Origin of the sequence: Nocardiopsis sp. NPDC058631 (assembly GCF_042716955.1) — a bacterium.
Classification (GTDB): Bacteria; Actinomycetota; Actinomycetes; order Streptosporangiales; family Streptosporangiaceae; genus Nocardiopsis.
In genome coordinates this window covers 1-17,011 of sequence record NZ_JBHXQY010000044.1, presented here as the reverse complement: position 1 = coordinate 17,011, position 17,011 = coordinate 1, and the positions used below count along the sequence as shown (strand labels likewise).

Here is a 17,011-nt window from a genome sequence, read left to right as displayed (position 1 = left end):
ATGAGACGTTGGTCTTTCTTGGGGGTGGGTGTTGGCGGGGGTACCACCGGCGGGGGGCCCCCCCCCCCCCCCCCCCGTCCGCCGTCCCCACCCCCTGGTCTCCGTCCCCGCCCCACCTCCCTCCGAGGCCCCGACCGGACGGTCGGCGCCCCGTGCGCCCGTACCGGTGCCCGCCCGGGTGCGGCGAGGGTAAGGACTGGGCCATGGTCGGCCCCCACCGGTGTGTCCGCTCCCGATGCGGGTGGCCGCGGCGCAGCATGGACGCCAGTGCCCGTTCGCGCCCGAGGCGCCAAGGACAGGAAGGCGTCACCATGCTCCACGTCCGTGCCGCCGGGGCCCTCCCCGGTGACGGAGCCGTACCGGACTCCACGACGCCGCCGGCGCCCGGACCCTGAGGCGGCTGTGAGCAGGTCGGCCTCATCGGTGGGCGTCGGATGGCGGCGGCTGGCGGAGGCGGCGGAGAACGCCCGGGAACGGGTGACCACGCACGCCTGGTCGGTGCTCCAGGCCGTCATGGCCGCAGTGGTGGCCTGGACCGTGGCCGGAGGCCTCGTCCAGGGGCACGACCCCTTCTTCGCGCCGATCGCGGCCGTCATCGCGCTCAACACCTCGGGCGGGGAGAGGGGGGCCAACGCGGTCCGGCTGCTGACGGGCGTGGTGTTCGGCATCCTCTCCGGCGAGGCCGCGATCTTCCTGACCGGTGGCGGCGGCTACGGGGCGCTCGCGCTGGGCGTCGGCCTGGCGATGACGGCAGCCCTGGCGATCGGTGTCCAGCGGATCGTGATCGGCCAGGCGGCCGCCAGCGCGATCCTCACCGTGGTGTTCGCCCTGAACTTCGGAGGGGGGAACGCCGGGCTGGACCGGCTCACCGACGCGCTCATCGGAGCCGGGGTGGCGCTCGTGTTCAGCCAGCTGCTGTTCCCCGCGCGGCTGGTCGCCATCCTGCGCCGGATCGAGTCGGACGCCTTGACCGAGATGGCCCACATGCTCGACGTCTCCGGCCGCGCCCTGCGCCGGGACGACGAGTCCTCCAGCGAGCAGATGGTCACGTGGCTGGGTGACCTGAGCAGGCCGATGACCGAGCTCAGCCGCGCCAGGGAGAACAGCCGCCACACCATCCGGCTCTCCACCATCAGGTGGGGCGACCCGGCGCCCGTGCTGGCGGAGGACGAGGTCATCGACCGCCTCATCCTGCTCGGGGAGAGCTGTCTGTTCCTCGCCCGGACCACCGCCGCCATGAGCGAGGACGAGCGCCACGAACTCGCGCCGATCGTGAGCCGCATGGCCTCGGCGCTGTACACGCTCGCCGACGGCCTCAGCAGCCGTCAGGCGCGTCAGCACGCGGTGGAGGGGGCCCTCCGGTCCGCCCGGAGGTTCGGCTCGGGCGGTGCGGAGGCCGACCCGGTGACCATCGCCACGCACCTGGCGGTCGAGATGGTCGCCACCGACATCATGGTGTTCGCCGGTATCAGGTTCGAGGAGGCCGAGGAGGCGCTGCGGGAGGACGAGGGCGGCCTGGAGGTCCCGCACCCGCCCGGGGTGCCGTGGCTGCCGTGGCTGCCGTGGCGTCCCCCCGTGGACCGGATCCGGCGCCGCTGGCCCTCCTTGCGGAGGGGGTCCCGTTGACCTCCGGGCGGGGACGCCTCCACCCCGGCAAGGAAGCGGACAGGAGTACCCCGGCCCGGCTTGGCGGGCGCCGACCGTAGCCGGGCCCGCCCCCGGGTCCCGTACCCGCGGCGAGTTTGGGCGTCGACCTCGCCACAGGTACGAGCCCACCGGGGGCGGGGACTCTCACGTCACACGGGTCACGTGTCCGGTCAGCCCGCTATCCGGGGTAGGGGCGCGCCTCGCGGGCGTCGCGCAGGGCGAGCGCCCACCAGGCCAGCTGGTCGAGCATCCTCTCCACGGCCGCCTCCGAGTGGGACATGTCCACGGCCGGCTCCCCGTCCGCGCCGAACATCGTCTGCGCGTTGTGCAGGCTGACCGTGTCCCGGATCGTGGCGGTGTGCAGCTCCGAGAAGACCGAGCGCAGCTGCTCGATCGCCCGCAGACCGCCGGACATGCCCCCGTAGGACACGAACCCCACGGCCTTGGCGAACCACTCCCGGCGAGCGGAGTCGATCGCGCTCTTCAACCCGCCGGGGTAGCCGTGGTTGTACTCGGGCGTGACGACCACGAACCCGTCTGCGGCGTCGACGATCTCCGCGGCGTGGGGCGCCATCGGCCCGCCGTGTCCGTCATCGGGGCCGATGCCGCTCACGTCCAGGATGTCGAACCGCAGGCGGGGGTCGGGGTGCTTCACGGTGCGTTCCACGAACCATCGTGAGACGGCGGGGCCGGTCTGGCCTCTGCTGTTGCCAGCGAGAATGACCGCGATCCGAAGGTTGTCCATGTGGTCCTCGTCGTCTTCGTGCCTGACGGCCCTGGGCACGCGGGGACCGTCGGCCCCACGGGGATTCGGGCGGAACGGCGTCCGTTCTCTTCCGGTTGACGAACCAACGTTAGGACCTGAACCGCGATTCAGGTCAAATCGGGCACGCCGTCAACGGCGTCGGGCCGGGCGCCGACGACGGCACCCGGCCCGACAGGCCCGCACGGGTCCTAACCCAGACCGAGCTCGCGCTCGAAGTCGCCCTCCTCCAACCGCTCCTTCACGGTCTGGAGGAAGCGACCGGCGTCGGCGCTGTCGATCAGGCGGTGGTCGTGGGCCAGCGACAGGTAGACCATCGAACGCACCGCGATCACCTCGCCGCCCATGGCCGGGTCCTCGACCACGACGGGGCGCTTGACGATGGCGCCGGTGCCGAGGATGGCCACCTGCGGCTGGTTGATGATCGGCGTGCCGAACAGCGCACCGGTGCACCCGGTCTCGGCGATGGTGAAGGTACCGCCGCCCAGCTCGTCCGGGCCGAGCTTGCCGGTGTGGGCGCGCTCGCTCAGGTCCGTGATCGTGCGGGCGAGCCCGTCGAGGCCGAGCTTGCCCGCGTCCTTGACGACCGGGGCGAGCAGCCCGCGCTCGGTGTCCACCGAGACGGCGAGGTTCTCGACGTCGTAGTAGGTCACCTCCTGCTTGTCACCGTCGATGACCGCGTTGAGCTTGGGGTGGGTCCTGAGGGACTCCACCGCGGCCAGCCCGAAGAACGCGAAGAAGTCCGGGGTGGCGCCGTCACGCTTGGCGACCTGCTCGCGCAGGCGGGCGATCTTGGTGACGTCCACCTCGATGACCTGGGTGGCCGTCGCCGCGACGTGCAGCGACTCCACCATGTGGTCCGCGATGGCCTGGCGCAGGCGCGTGAGCTTCTGGGTGCGCCCGCGCAGCGAGGTGTCGGCGGCGACCTTGCGCGGGGCCGAGGACGGAGCGGCGGGTGCGGAGGCGCGCGCGGCGGCAGCCTTCTGCTCCTCGGCGGCCTTGAGCACGTCCTGCTTGCGGATGCGTCCGCCCACGCCGGTGCCGCTCACACGGCCCAGGTCCACGCGGTGCTCGGAGGCGAGCTTGCGCACGAGCGGTGTCACGTACGCCTCGCCCACGGCGTCGGTGCCGGAGGCCCGGCCGGTGCCGCTGAGGGTCTCGATGTCCACGGACGGGCCGTCGTCGGCCGACTCCGCGCGCGCGGCGGGCTCGGGCTCGGGCTTCGCCTCGGGCTCGGGCTCCGGCTTCGCCTTCGGGGCCGGCTTCGGCTCGGACTTCGGCTCCGGAACCGGCTCGGCCTGAGCGGGAGCGGGCGCCTCGGAGGCGGACGGGGCCTCGCCACCGGTGCCGCCGATGACGGCGATCTCGGCGCCGATCTCCACGGTCTCGTCCTCGTCCACCAGGATCTTGGTGAGGACACCGGCGACCGGGGAGGGGATCTCGGTGTCCACCTTGTCGGTGGAGACCTCAAGGAGCGGCTCGTCCACCTCGACGGTGTCGCCCACGTTCTTCAGCCACTGGGTGACGGTCCCCTCGGTGACGCTCTCACCCAGGGCGGGCATCGTCACCGACGTGGTCGGGCCGTCGGAGGAGGCGGCCGGCGCGGAGGGCTCCGCGGCGGGCTCCGGCTCGGGCTCGGCCTTGGCCTCGGGCTCCGGCTCGGGCTCCGGCTCGGGCTCCGGCTCGGCCTCGGGCTGGGCGGTCTCGGCGGCGGGTGCGGGCTCGGCCTCGTCGGCGCTCTCGCCCTCGCCGCCGATGACGGCGATCTCGGCGCCGATCTCCACGGTCTCGTCCTCGTCCACCAGGATCTTGGTGAGGACACCGGCGACCGGGGAGGGGATCTCGGTGTCCACCTTGTCGGTGGAGACCTCAAGGAGCGGCTCGTCTACCTCGACGGTGTCGCCCACGTTCTTCAGCCACTGGGTGACGGTCCCCTCGGTGACGCTCTCACCCAGGGCGGGCATGGAAACGGAAGTCGGCATGGGTTCCTCGTTGGATCTGGGCGCGGTCTCTGCCCAACCCCTTGACTGGGCAGCGCGGATGTGTGCGGGGGCGGGCCGTGTGGGCCCGCCCCCGGGTGGTGCGGTCAGTCGTGAACGTGCAGCGGCTTGCCCGCGAGCGCGAGGTGGGCTTCGCCCAGCGCCTCCGACTGGCTCGGGTGCGGGTGGATGAGCTGGGCCACCTCGGAGGGCAGCGCCTCCCAGTTGTAGATGAGCTGCCCCTCGGCGATCAGCTCGCCGACGCGGCTGCCGACCATGTGGACGCCCAGCACCGGGCCGTCCTTCTCGGCGATGACCTTGATCGCGCCGGACGTCTGGAGGATCTGGCTCTTGCCGTTGCCCGCCAGGTTGTAGTTCATCTCCACGATGTCGTGGCCGCGCTCCTTGGCCGCCGCGGAGGTGAGGCCCACGGAGGCGACCTCGGGCTCACAGTACGTGACGCGGGGAACACCGTCGTAGTCGATCGCGGGCGGGTTCTGCCCGGCGATGTGCTCGGCGACGAAGATGCCCTCGGCGAAGCCGACGTGGGCGAGCTGGAGGGTGGGGATGAGGTCGCCCACGGCGTAGACGCCGCCGACACCGGTGTGCAGGTTCTCGTCGACCGTGACGAAGCCGCGGTCCAGGGTGATCCCCTGCTCCTCGTAGCCCAGGCCCTCCGAGACGGGGCCGCGCCCGATGGCGACCAGCAGGACCTCGGCGTCGAGGGTCTTGCCGCCCTTGAGGGTGACCGTCACACCGGAGTCGGTGGTCTTGACCGACTCGAACGGGGTGCCGAGCTCGTACTTGATCTTGCGCTTGCGGAAGGCGCGCTCCAGCAGCTTGGAGCTGGACTCCTCCTCGACCGGCACCAGGTGCGGCAGGGCCTCGACGATGGTGACGTCGGCGCCGTACGAACGCCACACGCTGGCGAACTCCACGCCGATCACGCCGCCGCCCAGGACGATGACGGACTCGGGGACCCGGTCCAGGTCGAGGGCCTGGTCACTGGTCATGACCTTCTCGCCGTCGATGTCCAGGCCCAGGGTCTTGGGCCGCGAACCGGTGGCCAGGACGATGTTCCTGCCCTTGTAGACCGCTCCGTCGACGGTCACCTCGTCCTTGCCGGTGAGCTTGCCCTCACCCGCGACGACGGTGATCTTGCGGGACTTGACGAGACCGGTCAGGCCCTTGAACAGGCCCCCGATCACCTTGTCCTTGTACTTGTGCACGGCCTCGATGTCGATGCCCTCGAAGCTGGCCCGGACGCCGAAGGCCTCGCTCTCCTTGGCCGAGTCGGCGACCTCGGCCGAGTGCAGGAGGGCCTTGGTGGGGATGCAGCCGCGGTGCAGGCAGGTGCCCCCCAGCTTGTCCTTCTCGATCAGGACGACGCTCATGTCCAGCTCCGCGGCGCGAAGCGCTGCCGCGTAGCCGCCGCTGCCGCCGCCTAGGACGACGAGGTCGAAGGTGCCGCCGTTCTCACTCACGGGAACGAACTCCTCTTTGTGGTGGCTGGTGTGGGTGGTGTATCCGCGGGTCGTGCCCGGAGACGGGGGAGGGCGCCGACGACCGCGGTGGCCGCGTGCGGGCGGGCCCCGGCTCACTGGGGTACCGTCCGCGCACGGTGACTACTCGGCGTACTCCTCGGCGATGCGGACCAGGGTGCGGGTTCCCGCGCCGGTGCCGCCCTTCGGGGTGTGGCCGTGCGGACCGCCGTGGTTGAAGGACGGGCCCGCGATGTCGAGGTGCGCCCACGCGACGCCCTCGCCGATGAACTCCTGGAGGAAGACGCCCGCCGAGAGCATGCCGCCCCAGCGCTCGCCCGCCACGTTCGCGATGTCGGCGACCGCGGAGTCGAGTCCCGCCCGCAGGTCGGAGGGGAGCGGCATCGGCCAGGAGGCCTCGCCCTCCGCCCCGGCCGCGGCCACGATCGCGTCGCGCACGCCGTCGTCGTTGCCCATGACCGCGAACACCCGGGTGCCCAGCGCGACCAGCTGGGCGCCGGTCAGCGTGGCGATGTCCACGATCAGGTCGGGCTGGTCCTCCTGGGCGCGGACCAGGGCGTCGGCCATGACCAGGCGGCCCTCGGCGTCGGTGTTGAGCACCTCGACGGTCTTGCCGCCGTAGATGCTCAGGACGTCGGAGGGGCGCTGGGCGGTGCCGCTGGGCATGTTCTCGGCCACCGCCAGGTAGCCGACGACGTTGACCTTCAGGCCCAGGGTGGAGATGGCCCGCATGGCGGCGAGCACGGAGGCGGCGCCGGCCATGTCGGACTTCATCCAGTCCATCGAGCCCGCGGGCTTGAGGGACAGGCCGCCCGAGTCGAAGGTGATGCCCTTGCCGACGAAGGCGACGGTTCTGGTCGCCTCCGGGTGGCTGTGGGCGAGGCGGACCAGGCGGGGCGGGTTGGACGACCCCTGGCCGACGCCGGTCAGCCCGCCGTAGCCGCCCTCGGACAGGGCCTGTTCGTCGAGGACCTCGATCTGGAGGCCGGCCTGCTGGGCGATCTCCTGGGCCGCGGCGGCCAGGTCCTCGGGGACGAGGTCGGCCGGGGCGGTGTTGACCAGGTCGCGCGTGAAGTTGACGGCCTCGGCCAGGACCGCGGCGCGCTCGACGGCGTCGCCGGCGCCCGGGGCGGAGGTGGTCAGGGTCAGCGTGCCGGCCGCGCGGTCCTCGGACTGCTTCCGGGCCTTGTCGCCGGTGCGGTACCGGTCGAAGGCGTAGCTCCCGAGCTGGGCGCCGAGGGCGACGGCCCCCGCCTCGGCGGCGGTCCCGGCGGGCAGGGCCAGGACGACCCGGCCGGCTCCTCCGGGACGCGAGGCCAGCGACCGCAGTGCGGCGCCGGCGGCGCGGGACAGGACGTCGGAGTCGACGGGGCCCCCGGCGGGAGCCGGGCCGAGACCGACCGCGACGACGATCGGGGCCCTGACGGCTCCGAGGGAGGCAATGGTGTGCACCTCCTCGGGTGCGCCGCTCGCTCCCAGGAGCGACAGGGTCGGGGCGAGGCCGCCCGAGAAGGCGGCGTCGACGTCATGCGCGCCCGACGCGGGTTCCGGAGCGTCGCCTCCGGAGTGGTAGCCGACGACAACCGCGTCGGCGTCGAGCGAACTGGGGGACTCCGTGTTTACTGCCAACGACGTGCTCACTCTCCCGATGCTAGTCGCCTCCCGTGCCCGGCGGGGACGCGGCACCCCACCCTCCCAGGCGGTCTGACGCGGCGCTCCGCGTGAGAGGGGGGCGGTGTGCATTCCCGGGGGTGCCCCCGGCCCGCCCGCGCGGGGAGGGGGGCTCTGGTCGCCCACGGGGGGCGTCGCACGCCGACTCCCGTGGGCCTTGCGACTCCCCCCGTGACCGGCACGTGAAACTCCGTGTGAATAAATGTGACGATGGCGACATCCGCATCCCCGCATCCCCGCATCCCCGGGCGCGGGTGACCCTGCCATGAGCCGCCCGGCGGGAACCGGGTCCGGCCTCACACCCACGCCGTCGCCGCGGCGGCCACCACCAGCACCGTGGCGGACGCCGACTCCACCAGGGCGCCCAGGACGTCGCCGCTGATCCCGCCGAGCCTGCGCACCGCGCGGAGCAGCAGGACCCCCGCCACGGCCAGGCCCGCCACCGCCGCGAGGACGCAGGCCGCGGCCAGGCCCGGCGCGTGCGCCGACCCCGTGAGGCAGACCGCGGCGACGAACGCCCCGGCGGCCACCGCGCGCGGCCACCGCACCGTTCCCGCCACGAAGGCCCCCAGGCCCTCCGGCCGCGCTGACGGCACGCGCGGACCGCACGCCAGCGTCGCCGCCAGCCGTCCGGTCGCGCCCGCGACGGCGGCGCAGGACAGGGCGGCCCAGGGCGAGGCCGCCACCAGCTGGCCCAGCGCCAGGACCTGCGCGGCGAGCGTCACCACCAGCGCCACCACGCCGAACGGCCCGATGTCGGACCGCCGCATCACCTCCAGAGCACCCTCCGCGGGGCGCCCGCTGCCGAGCCCGTCGGCCAGGTCGGCCAGCCCGTCCAGGTGCAGTCCCCTCGTCGCGAGCGCTCCCAGGCCCACCGCGAGCACCGCGGCCAAGGCGGGCGACAGCCCGGCCCACGCGCCCGCTGCCGCCACCGCGCCGGTGAGGACGCCCAGGAGGGCGCCGAGCGCGGGCGCCCACGCCATCGCCCACCCCGCGGTGGTCCGGTCCACCCGCTCCACCCGCACGGGGAACGCCGTGAACGTGCCCAGCGCCATCCGGGCCCCGGCGACCGCGTCGGCCACCGGGGAACCGGCGGCCTCGGCCCCGGGGGAGGGGCCGCCTCCCGCCGGGCCCTCGCGCGGGGGAGGGGCCCTCACCCCAGCTCCACGATCCGGCCGGCCGTCACCAGGACCACGTCCTCGGACTCCGCGCCCACCCACTGGTTCAACCGGCCCAGGTGGTCGCGGAAGAGCCGCCCGGAGCGGGTCGGGGGCACCACCCCCGACCCCACCTCGTTGGTGACCGCCACGACGTAGGCCCGGGTCTCGCGCCAGGCCGCCAACAGGTCGCGGACCGACGCCTCGACCCGTTCCTCCGCGTCGGGGGGCGGCACGCCGTCCCACAGGCCCGCCTCGTCCATCACCGAGGTCAGCCAGGTGCCGAGGCAGTCGACCAGGACCGCGCCCCGGGCCCGCCGGAGCAGTGCGGCCAGGTCGGTCGTCTGCTCGGTCCGCCACCACCAGGGGCGCCGGAGCACGTGCTGCTCCACCCGGTCCGCCCACTCGGGGTCCTCGGCCGGGTTCGGCACCGGGCCGGTCGCCGCGTACACCACCCCCGGTTCCGCGAGCAGGCGCAGCTCGGCCTCCGTCGACTTGCCCGACCGGGCGCCACCGGTGACCAGGGTCCGGTGCGGCCCGTGCGGGCGCGGTTCCGGCCACACGGACGGAGGACACGACATGACGTGCCCGTCCCCCGGGGCCAGGGCGCCCCACAGCCGCGCGCGCCGGGCGAACTCCTGCTGCGAGCGGATCCGGTGGTCGCCTCCCACGGCCACCACGGCCGTGGTCACCCCGATCACACCGGAGCGCCGCAGCTCGCCGATGACCTCCGGGCGCTGCGCCGCGTCCACGACGACCATGTCCACCTGCTGGTCCGGCCGGGCCGAGGAGTAGTCGGAGGTCCCCTCCGCCCGCGCCTCCACCGGGGGGACGCCGGGCAGCGGACCGGGGCCCGACCGGGCGCAGAGCAGCCTGCTGCCGTCGGCGCCCTCGACCAGGGCCCCGTCCGGTGTCGCGGACACGGTGTATCCCGGGGGTACGGTGCCGACCGCGCCCGCCTCGCGGACGCGGAAGCGGTCGTCGACCGTCACGCGCAGGGGCAGCCGCCGCTCGGCCAGGGCCTTGTTGCAGGACGAGCAGGTGCACTGCGGGGCCGGCCAGCCCGAGGGGCCCGCCGTCCCCTGGAATCGGATACGCACGCAGCAGAGTAAACAGCATGCCGGACCAAGCCTTGGTTAAGCTCGGCGCAGGATCACGGTGACCACCACTGTGGCCTGCGTGACGAAGGGCGGTCGAACATGGCGTGGACCTGGCGGTACTACGAGGCCGACGGCGCCGGCCAGCCGGCGGAGGACCTGCCGTCCGAGTCGTTCACCTCACGGGGCGACGCGGAGAGCTGGCTGGGGGAGAACTGGCAGGAGCTCGCCGGGGGCGGTGTCAGTCGCGTCTCCCTGCTGGAGGACGACCGGGAGGTCTACGCGATGGCCCTGGAACCCGTCGAGTAGCGGTGCCCGGGTAGCGTGCCCCGCCCCGGGCACGCCCGGCCCCTCCGGCGGCGCCGGGAGGACCCGGGCCCGGGGGACCCCCGCCCACGACGCGGCCCCGGCAGCCCCGAGGGGCGCCGGGGCCGCCTCGTCAAGCTAGCCGCGGATGTTCTCGGGGCTCTTCGTCAGCGCCGGGTCGCGCTTGACGCTGTCGCCGAGGACCTCGTCGATCCGCTCCATCAGGTCCGTGTCGAGCTTGACCCCGGCGGCCTGCACGTTGCCCTCGACCTGCTCGGGCCGGGAGGCGCCGATGATCGCCGACGACACGTTCGGGTTCTGGAGGACCCAGGCCAGGGACAGCTGCGCCAGGGTCAGGCCCGCCTCGGCGGCCAGCGGCTCCAGCAGCTGGACCCGCTCCAGCAGGACCTGGTCCCCGACCTTGTCGGCGATGGCCTGCTTGCTCTTGGGGTCGGCCGCGCGCGAGCCCTCCGGAAGGTCCGCTCCGGGCTTGTACTTGCCGCTCAGGACCCCTCCGGCGAGGGGCGACCACACGATCTGGCCGATGCCCTCGCGCTCGGAGACCGGGACGACCTCGGACTCGATGACCCGCCACACCATGTTGTACTGCGGCTGGCTGGAGACGATCCGGTCGAAGTTCATCTCGTCGGCGATCTTCAGCGCCTGCTCGATCTCGTCGGCGCGCCACTCGGAGACGCCGATGTAGAGGACCTTGCCCTGGCGGACCAGGTCCTCGAACGCCCGCATGGTCTCCTCCAGCGGGGTGGAGTAGTCGAACCGGTGCGCCTGGTACAGGTCCAGGTAGTCGGTGCCGAGGCGGCGCAGGGAGTCCTCCGCGCCGCGGAGGACGTGCTTGCGGGACAGCCCGCGGTCGTTCCTGCCCTCGCCCATGGGCCAGTAGACCTTGGAGAAGATCTCCAGCCCGTCCCGGCGCTCGCCCTTCAACGCCCGGCCGAGCACCTCCTCGGCCTTGCCCCTGGCGTACACGTCCGCGGTGTCGAAGGTGGTGATGCCCGCGTCCAGGGCCGCGCGGACACAGGCCGCGGCGGTGTCCTCCTCGACCTGGGAGCCGTGGGTGAGCCAGTTCCCGTAGGCGATCTCGCTGACCATGAGACCGCTGTTGCCTAGATGCCGAAAGTCCATGGGCAGCACTCTAGTGGGGGAATGTGCCTCTTCGGGTGGAATGCGAATGCATGTCTGGGATCGCTCCCGGCGGGGACGAGTGAAGGGCCGGTGCGGACACCGGCCCTACTCACGTGGTGGGGGAGGGGGAGCAGCGACGCCTCAGCGCGCGTTGCGGGGCGTCGGGTCCTCCCCGACCTTCAGGCGCGGCTTGGGCAGGCGCAGCCGGCGGAACTGCAGCTGGCGCATGGCCGCGTACAACCCGACGCCCTTGATGGCGGTGTCGTCGGGGAAGTACTCCAGGGCGCGCTTCTTGACCGTGCGGCCCACCAGGACGCCCTCGGCGATGATCGTCACCATCATCAGCGGCCAGGCCACGTAGGCCACGCCGACCTGGAAGAGCGGGTTGTTGATGAACAGCAGGGCGATGATGAGGATGGAGAACGGCAGGAAGAACTCACTGGCGCTGCGACGCGAGTCGATGAAGTCGCGGGCGAACGCCCGGGCCTCGCCCAGGTCCTGCTGGCGGTAGTAGCGCGCCTCGTCCTTGGGCACGCCCTTGAGGCCGCCGGAACTCCGGACGGTCTGGCCGCGTTGACGGTCGAGACGGTCCCGGTAGGCGCGGTACGCCTCCTTGCGACTCTCGGGAGCCTTCACCGGCTTGCGGGGGATCGTCTCGGATTCCCTGCGCTTTGGGGTGGGGACACCCTTCTTGGGGGTGTATCCCTTAGGTTGGGTGGCCTCAGTGGCCTCGGGGCTGGCGGATTCGGCAGAACGCGAATCCGTGGCTGCGGAAGCGGAGCGACGTCGGAACACACCCACAGGGTAGCCGGTCATAGCTTTATGGCGACCGCGGGCCAGACCGCGTAGGGTTGGGCAAAGCGCCCGCTGGGAACAGCCGATGTACGCACCGAGAAGGGGACGGCCACGCCGATGAGCGTGTTTCAGCGACTTTCGATGATCTTCAAGTCCAAGGCCAACAAGGCCTTGGACTCTGTCGAGGATCCCAGGGAAACCCTCGACTACTCGTACCAGAAACAACTCGAACTCCTGCAGAAGGTCCGACGTGGTGTGGCAGACGTCGCGACCTCCCGCAAGCGGGTCGAACTCCAGATCCAGCAGCTCGAACAGCAGTCCGGCAAGCTGGAGACCCAGGGCCGCGCCGCCCTGACCCAGGGTCGTGAGGACCTCGCCCGCGAGGCACTCACCCGCCGCTCGGGCCTGACCACGCAGATCGAGGGTCTGCGCGAACAGCACGCCAACCTCCAGGGCGAGGAGCAGAAGCTCACGCTGGCCGCGCAGCGCCTCCAGGCCAAGGTGGACGCCTTCCGCACGCGCAAGGAGACCATCAAGGCGACCTACACCGCCGCCCAGGCCCAGACGCAGATCAGCGAGGCGTTCTCCGGCATCTCCGAGGAGATGGGCGACGTCGGCATGGCGGTCCAGCGTGCCGAGGACAAGACCGCCGAGATGCAGGCGCGCGCGGGTGCCGTCGACGAACTGCTCGCCTCCGGCGCGCTCGACGACGTCACCGGCACCGCCAGGGACGACATCCAGAGCGAGCTCGACCGCATGGCCAGCACCACCGGTGTCGAGGCCGAGCTGGAGCGCATGAAGAGCGAGCTCGGCAGCGGCGGTTCCACCCCTCAGATCGAGGGCGGGAACGGCGCCGGCAGCACCGGAAACCGGGAGGGCTCGTGATCGTCCGCATCATGGGTGAGGGCCAGGTCGACCTGAGCGACGCCGACCTGCAGCTGCTCAACTCGTTCGACTCCGCGCTGGAGTCCGCGATCGAGTCGGGCGACGAGGAGACGTTCCGCCAGGCGCTGCACGACCTTCTCGCGAAGGTCCGGGAGGACGGCAGGCCGCTGCCCCCCGACGCGCTGGAACCGTCCGAGTTCATCCTTCCGCACGCCGACGCCAGCATGGAAGAGGTACGGCAGATGCTCCAGGACGACGGGCTCATCCCCGGCTAGGAACCGGTTCCGTCCGCGCACACCGCTTCCGTCCAGGTGTGCGCCGGACAGGGCGGGATCCGACGGGCCTGGCCACGGCCGGTCGGAACCGCGCTCGGTGCCTGCGCGCGCGTGTTTCGCCGAGGCCGCCGTGACATCGTCACGGCGGCCTCGGCGCGTCCGGGGCAGCGGTCCCGTGTGCCCGGGAACACCCCGCGTCCGCCCGTCCCCGAGGAACCCGGCACCCCCGGACCCCCGTTGACGGGAGAGGGGGCGCACCGCCAGGAACACGCAGCACACCGCTTTGACCCCCCTCTCACCTGTGCGAACTACACTCCGAGACAGTCGGGGAGAGGAGTGCGGCATGGCGGGTTCCAAGTTCAGGCCGGACCGCGGGCTCACCACCCGGATGGTGACGACCATGGGGCTCCTGGCCCTGGTGTACGCGGCCTTCGTCGTCGGTCTGGTCCTCGTTGGGCTCAACGTGTGGCTCGTCCTCCTCGTCGTCGCCGGGTTCGCGCTCTTCAGCTACTTCGCCTCCGACAAGATCGCCATGTTCTCCATGGGAGCCAAGGAGGTCACCCCCCAGCAGGCTCCCGAGCTGCACGCCGTGGTCGACCGGCTGTGCGCCATGGCGGACATGTCCAAGCCCAGAGTCGGCATCGCCGACACCGACGTCCCCAACGCCTTCGCCACCGGGCACAACGAGAAGAGCGCGGTCATCTGCGTGACCACGGGCCTGATGCGCCGCCTCGACGGTCCGGAGCTGGAGGCGGTCCTCGCCCACGAGCTGTCCCACATCGCCCACCGCGACGTCATGGTCATGACGGTCGCGGGATTCCTCGGGATCGTCGCGGGCTTCCTCACCCAGGCCGGACTGCGCTTCGCCATGTTCGCCGGGGCCGGCCGCAGCAACAACAACGGCCCCGCGCCCGCCGTGGTCGCCCTCCTGGTCGTGCTGGTCAGCGCCGTCGCCTGGGCCCTCAGCTTCCTGCTCACCCGGGCGCTGTCCCGCTACCGGGAGCTCTCGGCCGACCGTGCCGCGGCCTACCTGACCGGACGCCCCTCCATGCTGGGCAGCGCCCTCACCAAGATCACGGGTGACATGGCGCAGATCCCCAGCCGCGACCTGCGCCAGGTGGAGCCGTTCAACGCGTTCTTCTTCGCCCCCGCGCTCTCCCGCAAGGGGTTCAGCTTCAGCCAGCTGGTCGCGACCCACCCCCCGGTCGACCAGCGCCTGTCACAGCTCTCCGAGATCTCCCGGCAGCTCGGTCAGGGCGGCTGACCGGGGCCGCGGCGGCCGACACCCGACCAACGAGGAAGCACAGCATGAGTTTCTGGCGGGCCCTGCTGGGCCGTTCCAAGCCGACCACACCCGACCTCGACGCCCTCTTCGCCCTGCCCTCGGCGGCCGTCACCCTGCGGGCCGCCGCCGGGTTCCGGCCCACCGGTACGGGCTCCGCGGCCTTCCGCGCCACCGAGGGGGCCGCCTTCGCCGACCTGGAACGCGACATCACCGCGCTGCTCGACACCGGTGACGGGCCACCCGTCGACCAGGTCACCGACGACTACGGCTACACGTGGCTGGTGGTCCGCTCGCACAACCCTCCGGGAACCGAGGGCGAGGTCACCGACCCCGACATCACCGGCCTGGTCACCGACCTGCACGCCGTCAACTCCACCCTGGAGGCCAACGGCTACGGGCCCTCACTCCTGTGCTCCCTGGTCGGGTTCACGGACGGGACGCGCTCCCTCGCGCTGGTGTACCTGTACAAGCGCGGCACCTTCTACCCCTTCGCGCCCACCGGGGACGGCCGACGCCGGGACAACGCCCTCGAACTCCAGATCGAGGCCGCGGTCGGGGGCGACCTGCCCCTGGAACAGGACCGCTCGCGGTGGTTCCCCGTCTACGGGGCGCCCGGCCTGTGAGCCGGGGACCCCGGCCCCCGGCTCACAGGCCGCGCCTGGAGATGGCATACCGGGGCCGGACAAATTACCCTGGGACGACGAGCACATCCGTGCTTCGCCGGGCCCTCCCCCACACCAGGGGGCACTGGGCAACGGTGACAGGGAGAACACAGCGGCGGCACGGCGGAATGCCGGACCGGCCCCGGGTGTTGGGACCCGTTGAAGAGGACAGGCCCCGCCGCAGCGGGCCGGTCCCCCAAGCGACCAGGGGTCGCCAGGCAGCCGCAACCCCTTTGCAGAGGAGCTTTACAACATGACGGTTCAGAGCGAGGTCACCGAGGGGATCAACCTCACCGACGAGGCGTCCGGCAAGGTCAGGGCGCTCCTGGAGCAGGAGGGCCGGGACGACCTCCGTCTGCGTGTGGCCGTCCAGCCCGGCGGTTGCTCGGGGCTGCGCTACCAGCTCTACTTCGACGAGCGCGACCTGGACGGCGACGTCGTCACCGACTTCGGCGGGGTCGAGGTCGTCACCGACCGGATGAGCTCCCCCTACCTCGTCGGCGCCACGATCGACTTCGTGGACACCATCGAGAAGCAGGGGTTCACGATCGACAACCCCAACGCCACGGGTTCCTGCGCCTGCGGCGACTCCTTCAACTAGGAGAGCGAGCTCCCGTCGACGGCCACGGCCGGCGACGCGGCACCAGGGGAGGGCGGACCACCGCCCTCCCCTCGCTGTCGCCGAACCCCGCCGAGGGGCCCGGCAGGGCGGAACCCGATGCGGGGGCGGCACTGGATACCCTGGTGCGGTCAGTAACGGGCACGTCCTCGGCATGCCCGCACCCGTCCGGTCACCCCGACCGGACGCCTCCCACCAAGGAGCCTTCGTCCCGTGCGTATCGCGGTTGCCGGATCCATCGCCACCGACCACCTCATGTCCTTCGAGGGTCGGTTCGCGGAACAGATCATCCCCGAACAGATCCAGCAGTTGTCCCTCTCCTTCCTGATCGACGAGCTGGACGTCCGACGCGGGGGCGTCGCGGCCAACATCTGCTTCGGCCTGGGCGGCTTCGGTCTCAACCCCCTCCTGGTGGGCGCGGCGGGCGCCGACTTCGAGGACTACCGCGCATGGCTGGACCGCCACGGCGTCGACACGTCCGCCGTGTACATCTCCGAGCTGCGGCACACCGCCCGGTTCATCTGCACCACCGACCGCGACCAGAACCAGATCGCCTCCTTCTACGCGGGCGCCATGGCCGAGGCGCGCAACATCGAGCTCCAGGCGATCTCCGAGCGGGTCGGCGGTCTGGACCTGGTGCTCGTCGGCGCCGACGACCCCCTCGCGATGGTCCGCCACAGCGAGGAGTGCCGCACGCGCGCGATCCCCTTCGCCGCGGACCCCTCCCAGCAGCTGGCCCGGATGGAGGGCGCGGAGGTCCGCACCCTCATCGAGGGCGCCGCCTTCCTGTTCGGCAACGAGTACGAGAAGGCCCTCGCCGAGCAGAAGACCGGCTGGTCCGACGCCGAGGTCCTGGGCAGGGTCGGCACCCGCGTCACGACCCTGGGCGCCAAGGGCGCCCGCATCGACCGCCGGGACGAGCCGAGCCTGCACGTCCCCGCCGCCGCCGTCGACCACCTCGTCGACCCCACCGGCATGGGCGACGCCTTCCGGGCCGGCTTCCTGGCCGCCCACTCCTGGGGCCTGTCGCTGGAGAGGGCCGCCCAGGTCGGCAACGCCACCGCCGTGCACTGCCTGGAGGCGGACGGTCCGCAGGAGTACACGATGACCGCCGCGTCCCTGCTGGAGCGCGTGGAGAAGTCCTACGGGGCCGAGGTGGCCGCCGAGGTCGCGCCGTTCCTGTGACCGGTGCGTCCCGGGCACCGTCCCCGCCCGTTCCGGGTCC

16 protein-coding genes are annotated in these 17,011 nt (G+C 72.4%); 8 read left to right on the top strand and 8 right to left on the bottom strand.

The annotated features are described in order from the left end of the window. Window positions 1-402 precede the first annotated feature (402 nt). Window positions 403-1,626 (top strand): aromatic acid exporter family protein, encoded by a 1,224-nt coding sequence (locus tag ACFWTE_RS16175; RefSeq protein WP_378780216.1) that lies wholly within the window; start codon window positions 403-405, stop codon window positions 1,624-1,626. Window positions 1,627-1,825: 199 nt separating this feature from the next. On the opposite strand, the gene ACFWTE_RS16170 is transcribed toward ACFWTE_RS16175, so the two are convergent. The 6 genes from ACFWTE_RS16170 to ACFWTE_RS16145 all read right to left on the bottom strand — a co-directional run bounded on the left by ACFWTE_RS16170 (window position 1,826) and on the right by ACFWTE_RS16145 (window position 9,711). Continuing rightward, window positions 1,826-2,392: an NADPH-dependent FMN reductase gene (locus ACFWTE_RS16170; RefSeq protein WP_378780215.1), complete on the bottom strand. Its 567-nt coding sequence runs from the start codon at window positions 2,390-2,392 to the stop codon at window positions 1,826-1,828. 209 nt (window positions 2,393-2,601) lie between these two features. Continuing rightward, window positions 2,602-4,374, bottom strand: coding sequence for a 2-oxoglutarate dehydrogenase, E2 component, dihydrolipoamide succinyltransferase (gene sucB / locus ACFWTE_RS16165; protein ID WP_378780245.1), 1,773 nt, complete (start codon window positions 4,372-4,374; stop codon window positions 2,602-2,604). A 122-nt stretch (window positions 4,375-4,496) separates the two neighbouring features. Continuing rightward, the gene (lpdA, locus tag ACFWTE_RS16160) at window positions 4,497-5,873 is read right to left on the bottom strand and encodes a dihydrolipoyl dehydrogenase (RefSeq protein WP_378780214.1); all 1,377 of its coding nucleotides are present in this window, start codon (window positions 5,871-5,873) and stop codon (window positions 4,497-4,499) included. Window positions 5,874-6,014: 141 nt separating this feature from the next. Then, window positions 6,015-7,532, bottom strand: coding sequence for a leucyl aminopeptidase (locus ACFWTE_RS16155; RefSeq protein ID WP_378780212.1), 1,518 nt, complete (start codon window positions 7,530-7,532; stop codon window positions 6,015-6,017). 326 nt (window positions 7,533-7,858) lie between these two features. Beyond that, window positions 7,859-8,617: an adenosylcobinamide-GDP ribazoletransferase gene (locus ACFWTE_RS16150; protein WP_378780244.1), complete on the bottom strand. Its 759-nt coding sequence runs from the start codon at window positions 8,615-8,617 to the stop codon at window positions 7,859-7,861. A 98-nt stretch (window positions 8,618-8,715) separates the two neighbouring features. After that, window positions 8,716-9,711: a bifunctional adenosylcobinamide kinase/adenosylcobinamide-phosphate guanylyltransferase gene (locus ACFWTE_RS16145; RefSeq protein ID WP_378780243.1), complete on the bottom strand. Its 996-nt coding sequence runs from the start codon at window positions 9,709-9,711 to the stop codon at window positions 8,716-8,718. A gap of 207 nt (window positions 9,712-9,918) precedes the next feature. On the opposite strand from ACFWTE_RS16145, the gene ACFWTE_RS16140 reads away from it, so the two are divergent. Continuing rightward, on the top strand, window positions 9,919-10,125 hold the full coding sequence (locus tag ACFWTE_RS16140) for a hypothetical protein (RefSeq protein WP_378780211.1): 207 nt from the start codon (window positions 9,919-9,921) through the stop codon (window positions 10,123-10,125). 135 nt (window positions 10,126-10,260) lie between these two features. Here the strand turns inward: ACFWTE_RS16140 and ACFWTE_RS16135 are convergent, their stop codons facing one another. Together ACFWTE_RS16135 and ACFWTE_RS16130 are read right to left on the bottom strand one after the other, a co-directional pair. Then, window positions 10,261-11,265 carry an aldo/keto reductase family protein gene (locus ACFWTE_RS16135; RefSeq protein ID WP_378780210.1) on the bottom strand — a complete coding sequence of 335 codons (1,005 nt, stop codon included), beginning with the start codon at window positions 11,263-11,265 and terminating at the stop codon, window positions 10,261-10,263. A gap of 141 nt (window positions 11,266-11,406) precedes the next feature. Next, window positions 11,407-12,081, bottom strand: a complete 675-nt coding sequence (locus ACFWTE_RS16130) for a DUF3043 domain-containing protein (RefSeq protein ID WP_378780209.1) — start codon at window positions 12,079-12,081, stop codon at window positions 11,407-11,409. Window positions 12,082-12,177: 96 nt separating this feature from the next. Here ACFWTE_RS16130 and ACFWTE_RS16125 point away from each other — a divergent pair, with 96 nt between their 5' ends. The 6 genes from ACFWTE_RS16125 to ACFWTE_RS16100 all read left to right on the top strand — a co-directional run bounded on the left by ACFWTE_RS16125 (window position 12,178) and on the right by ACFWTE_RS16100 (window position 16,971). Further along, complete coding sequence (locus ACFWTE_RS16125) at window positions 12,178-12,945, top strand: PspA/IM30 family protein (RefSeq protein WP_378780208.1); 768 nt, start codon at window positions 12,178-12,180, stop codon at window positions 12,943-12,945. Beyond that, window positions 12,942-13,220 (top strand): hypothetical protein, encoded by a 279-nt coding sequence (locus ACFWTE_RS16120; RefSeq protein ID WP_378780207.1) that lies wholly within the window; start codon window positions 12,942-12,944, stop codon window positions 13,218-13,220. Before ACFWTE_RS16125 ends, ACFWTE_RS16120 begins: the two co-directional genes overlap by 4 nt. A 343-nt stretch (window positions 13,221-13,563) precedes the next feature. Then, window positions 13,564-14,484 carry a zinc metalloprotease HtpX gene (gene htpX / locus ACFWTE_RS16115; protein ID WP_378780206.1) on the top strand — a complete coding sequence of 307 codons (921 nt, stop codon included), beginning with the start codon at window positions 13,564-13,566 and terminating at the stop codon, window positions 14,482-14,484. A gap of 44 nt (window positions 14,485-14,528) precedes the next feature. Next, window positions 14,529-15,128: a hypothetical protein gene (locus ACFWTE_RS16110; RefSeq protein WP_378780205.1), complete on the top strand. Its 600-nt coding sequence runs from the start codon at window positions 14,529-14,531 to the stop codon at window positions 15,126-15,128. A 292-nt stretch (window positions 15,129-15,420) separates the two neighbouring features. Further along, window positions 15,421-15,768 carry an iron-sulfur cluster assembly accessory protein gene (locus ACFWTE_RS16105; protein WP_267948866.1) on the top strand — a complete coding sequence of 116 codons (348 nt, stop codon included), beginning with the start codon at window positions 15,421-15,423 and terminating at the stop codon, window positions 15,766-15,768. Between the two features lie 231 nt (window positions 15,769-15,999). Then, complete coding sequence (locus tag ACFWTE_RS16100; RefSeq protein WP_378780204.1) at window positions 16,000-16,971, top strand: carbohydrate kinase family protein; 972 nt, start codon at window positions 16,000-16,002, stop codon at window positions 16,969-16,971. Window positions 16,972-17,011: the final 40 nt, after the last annotated feature.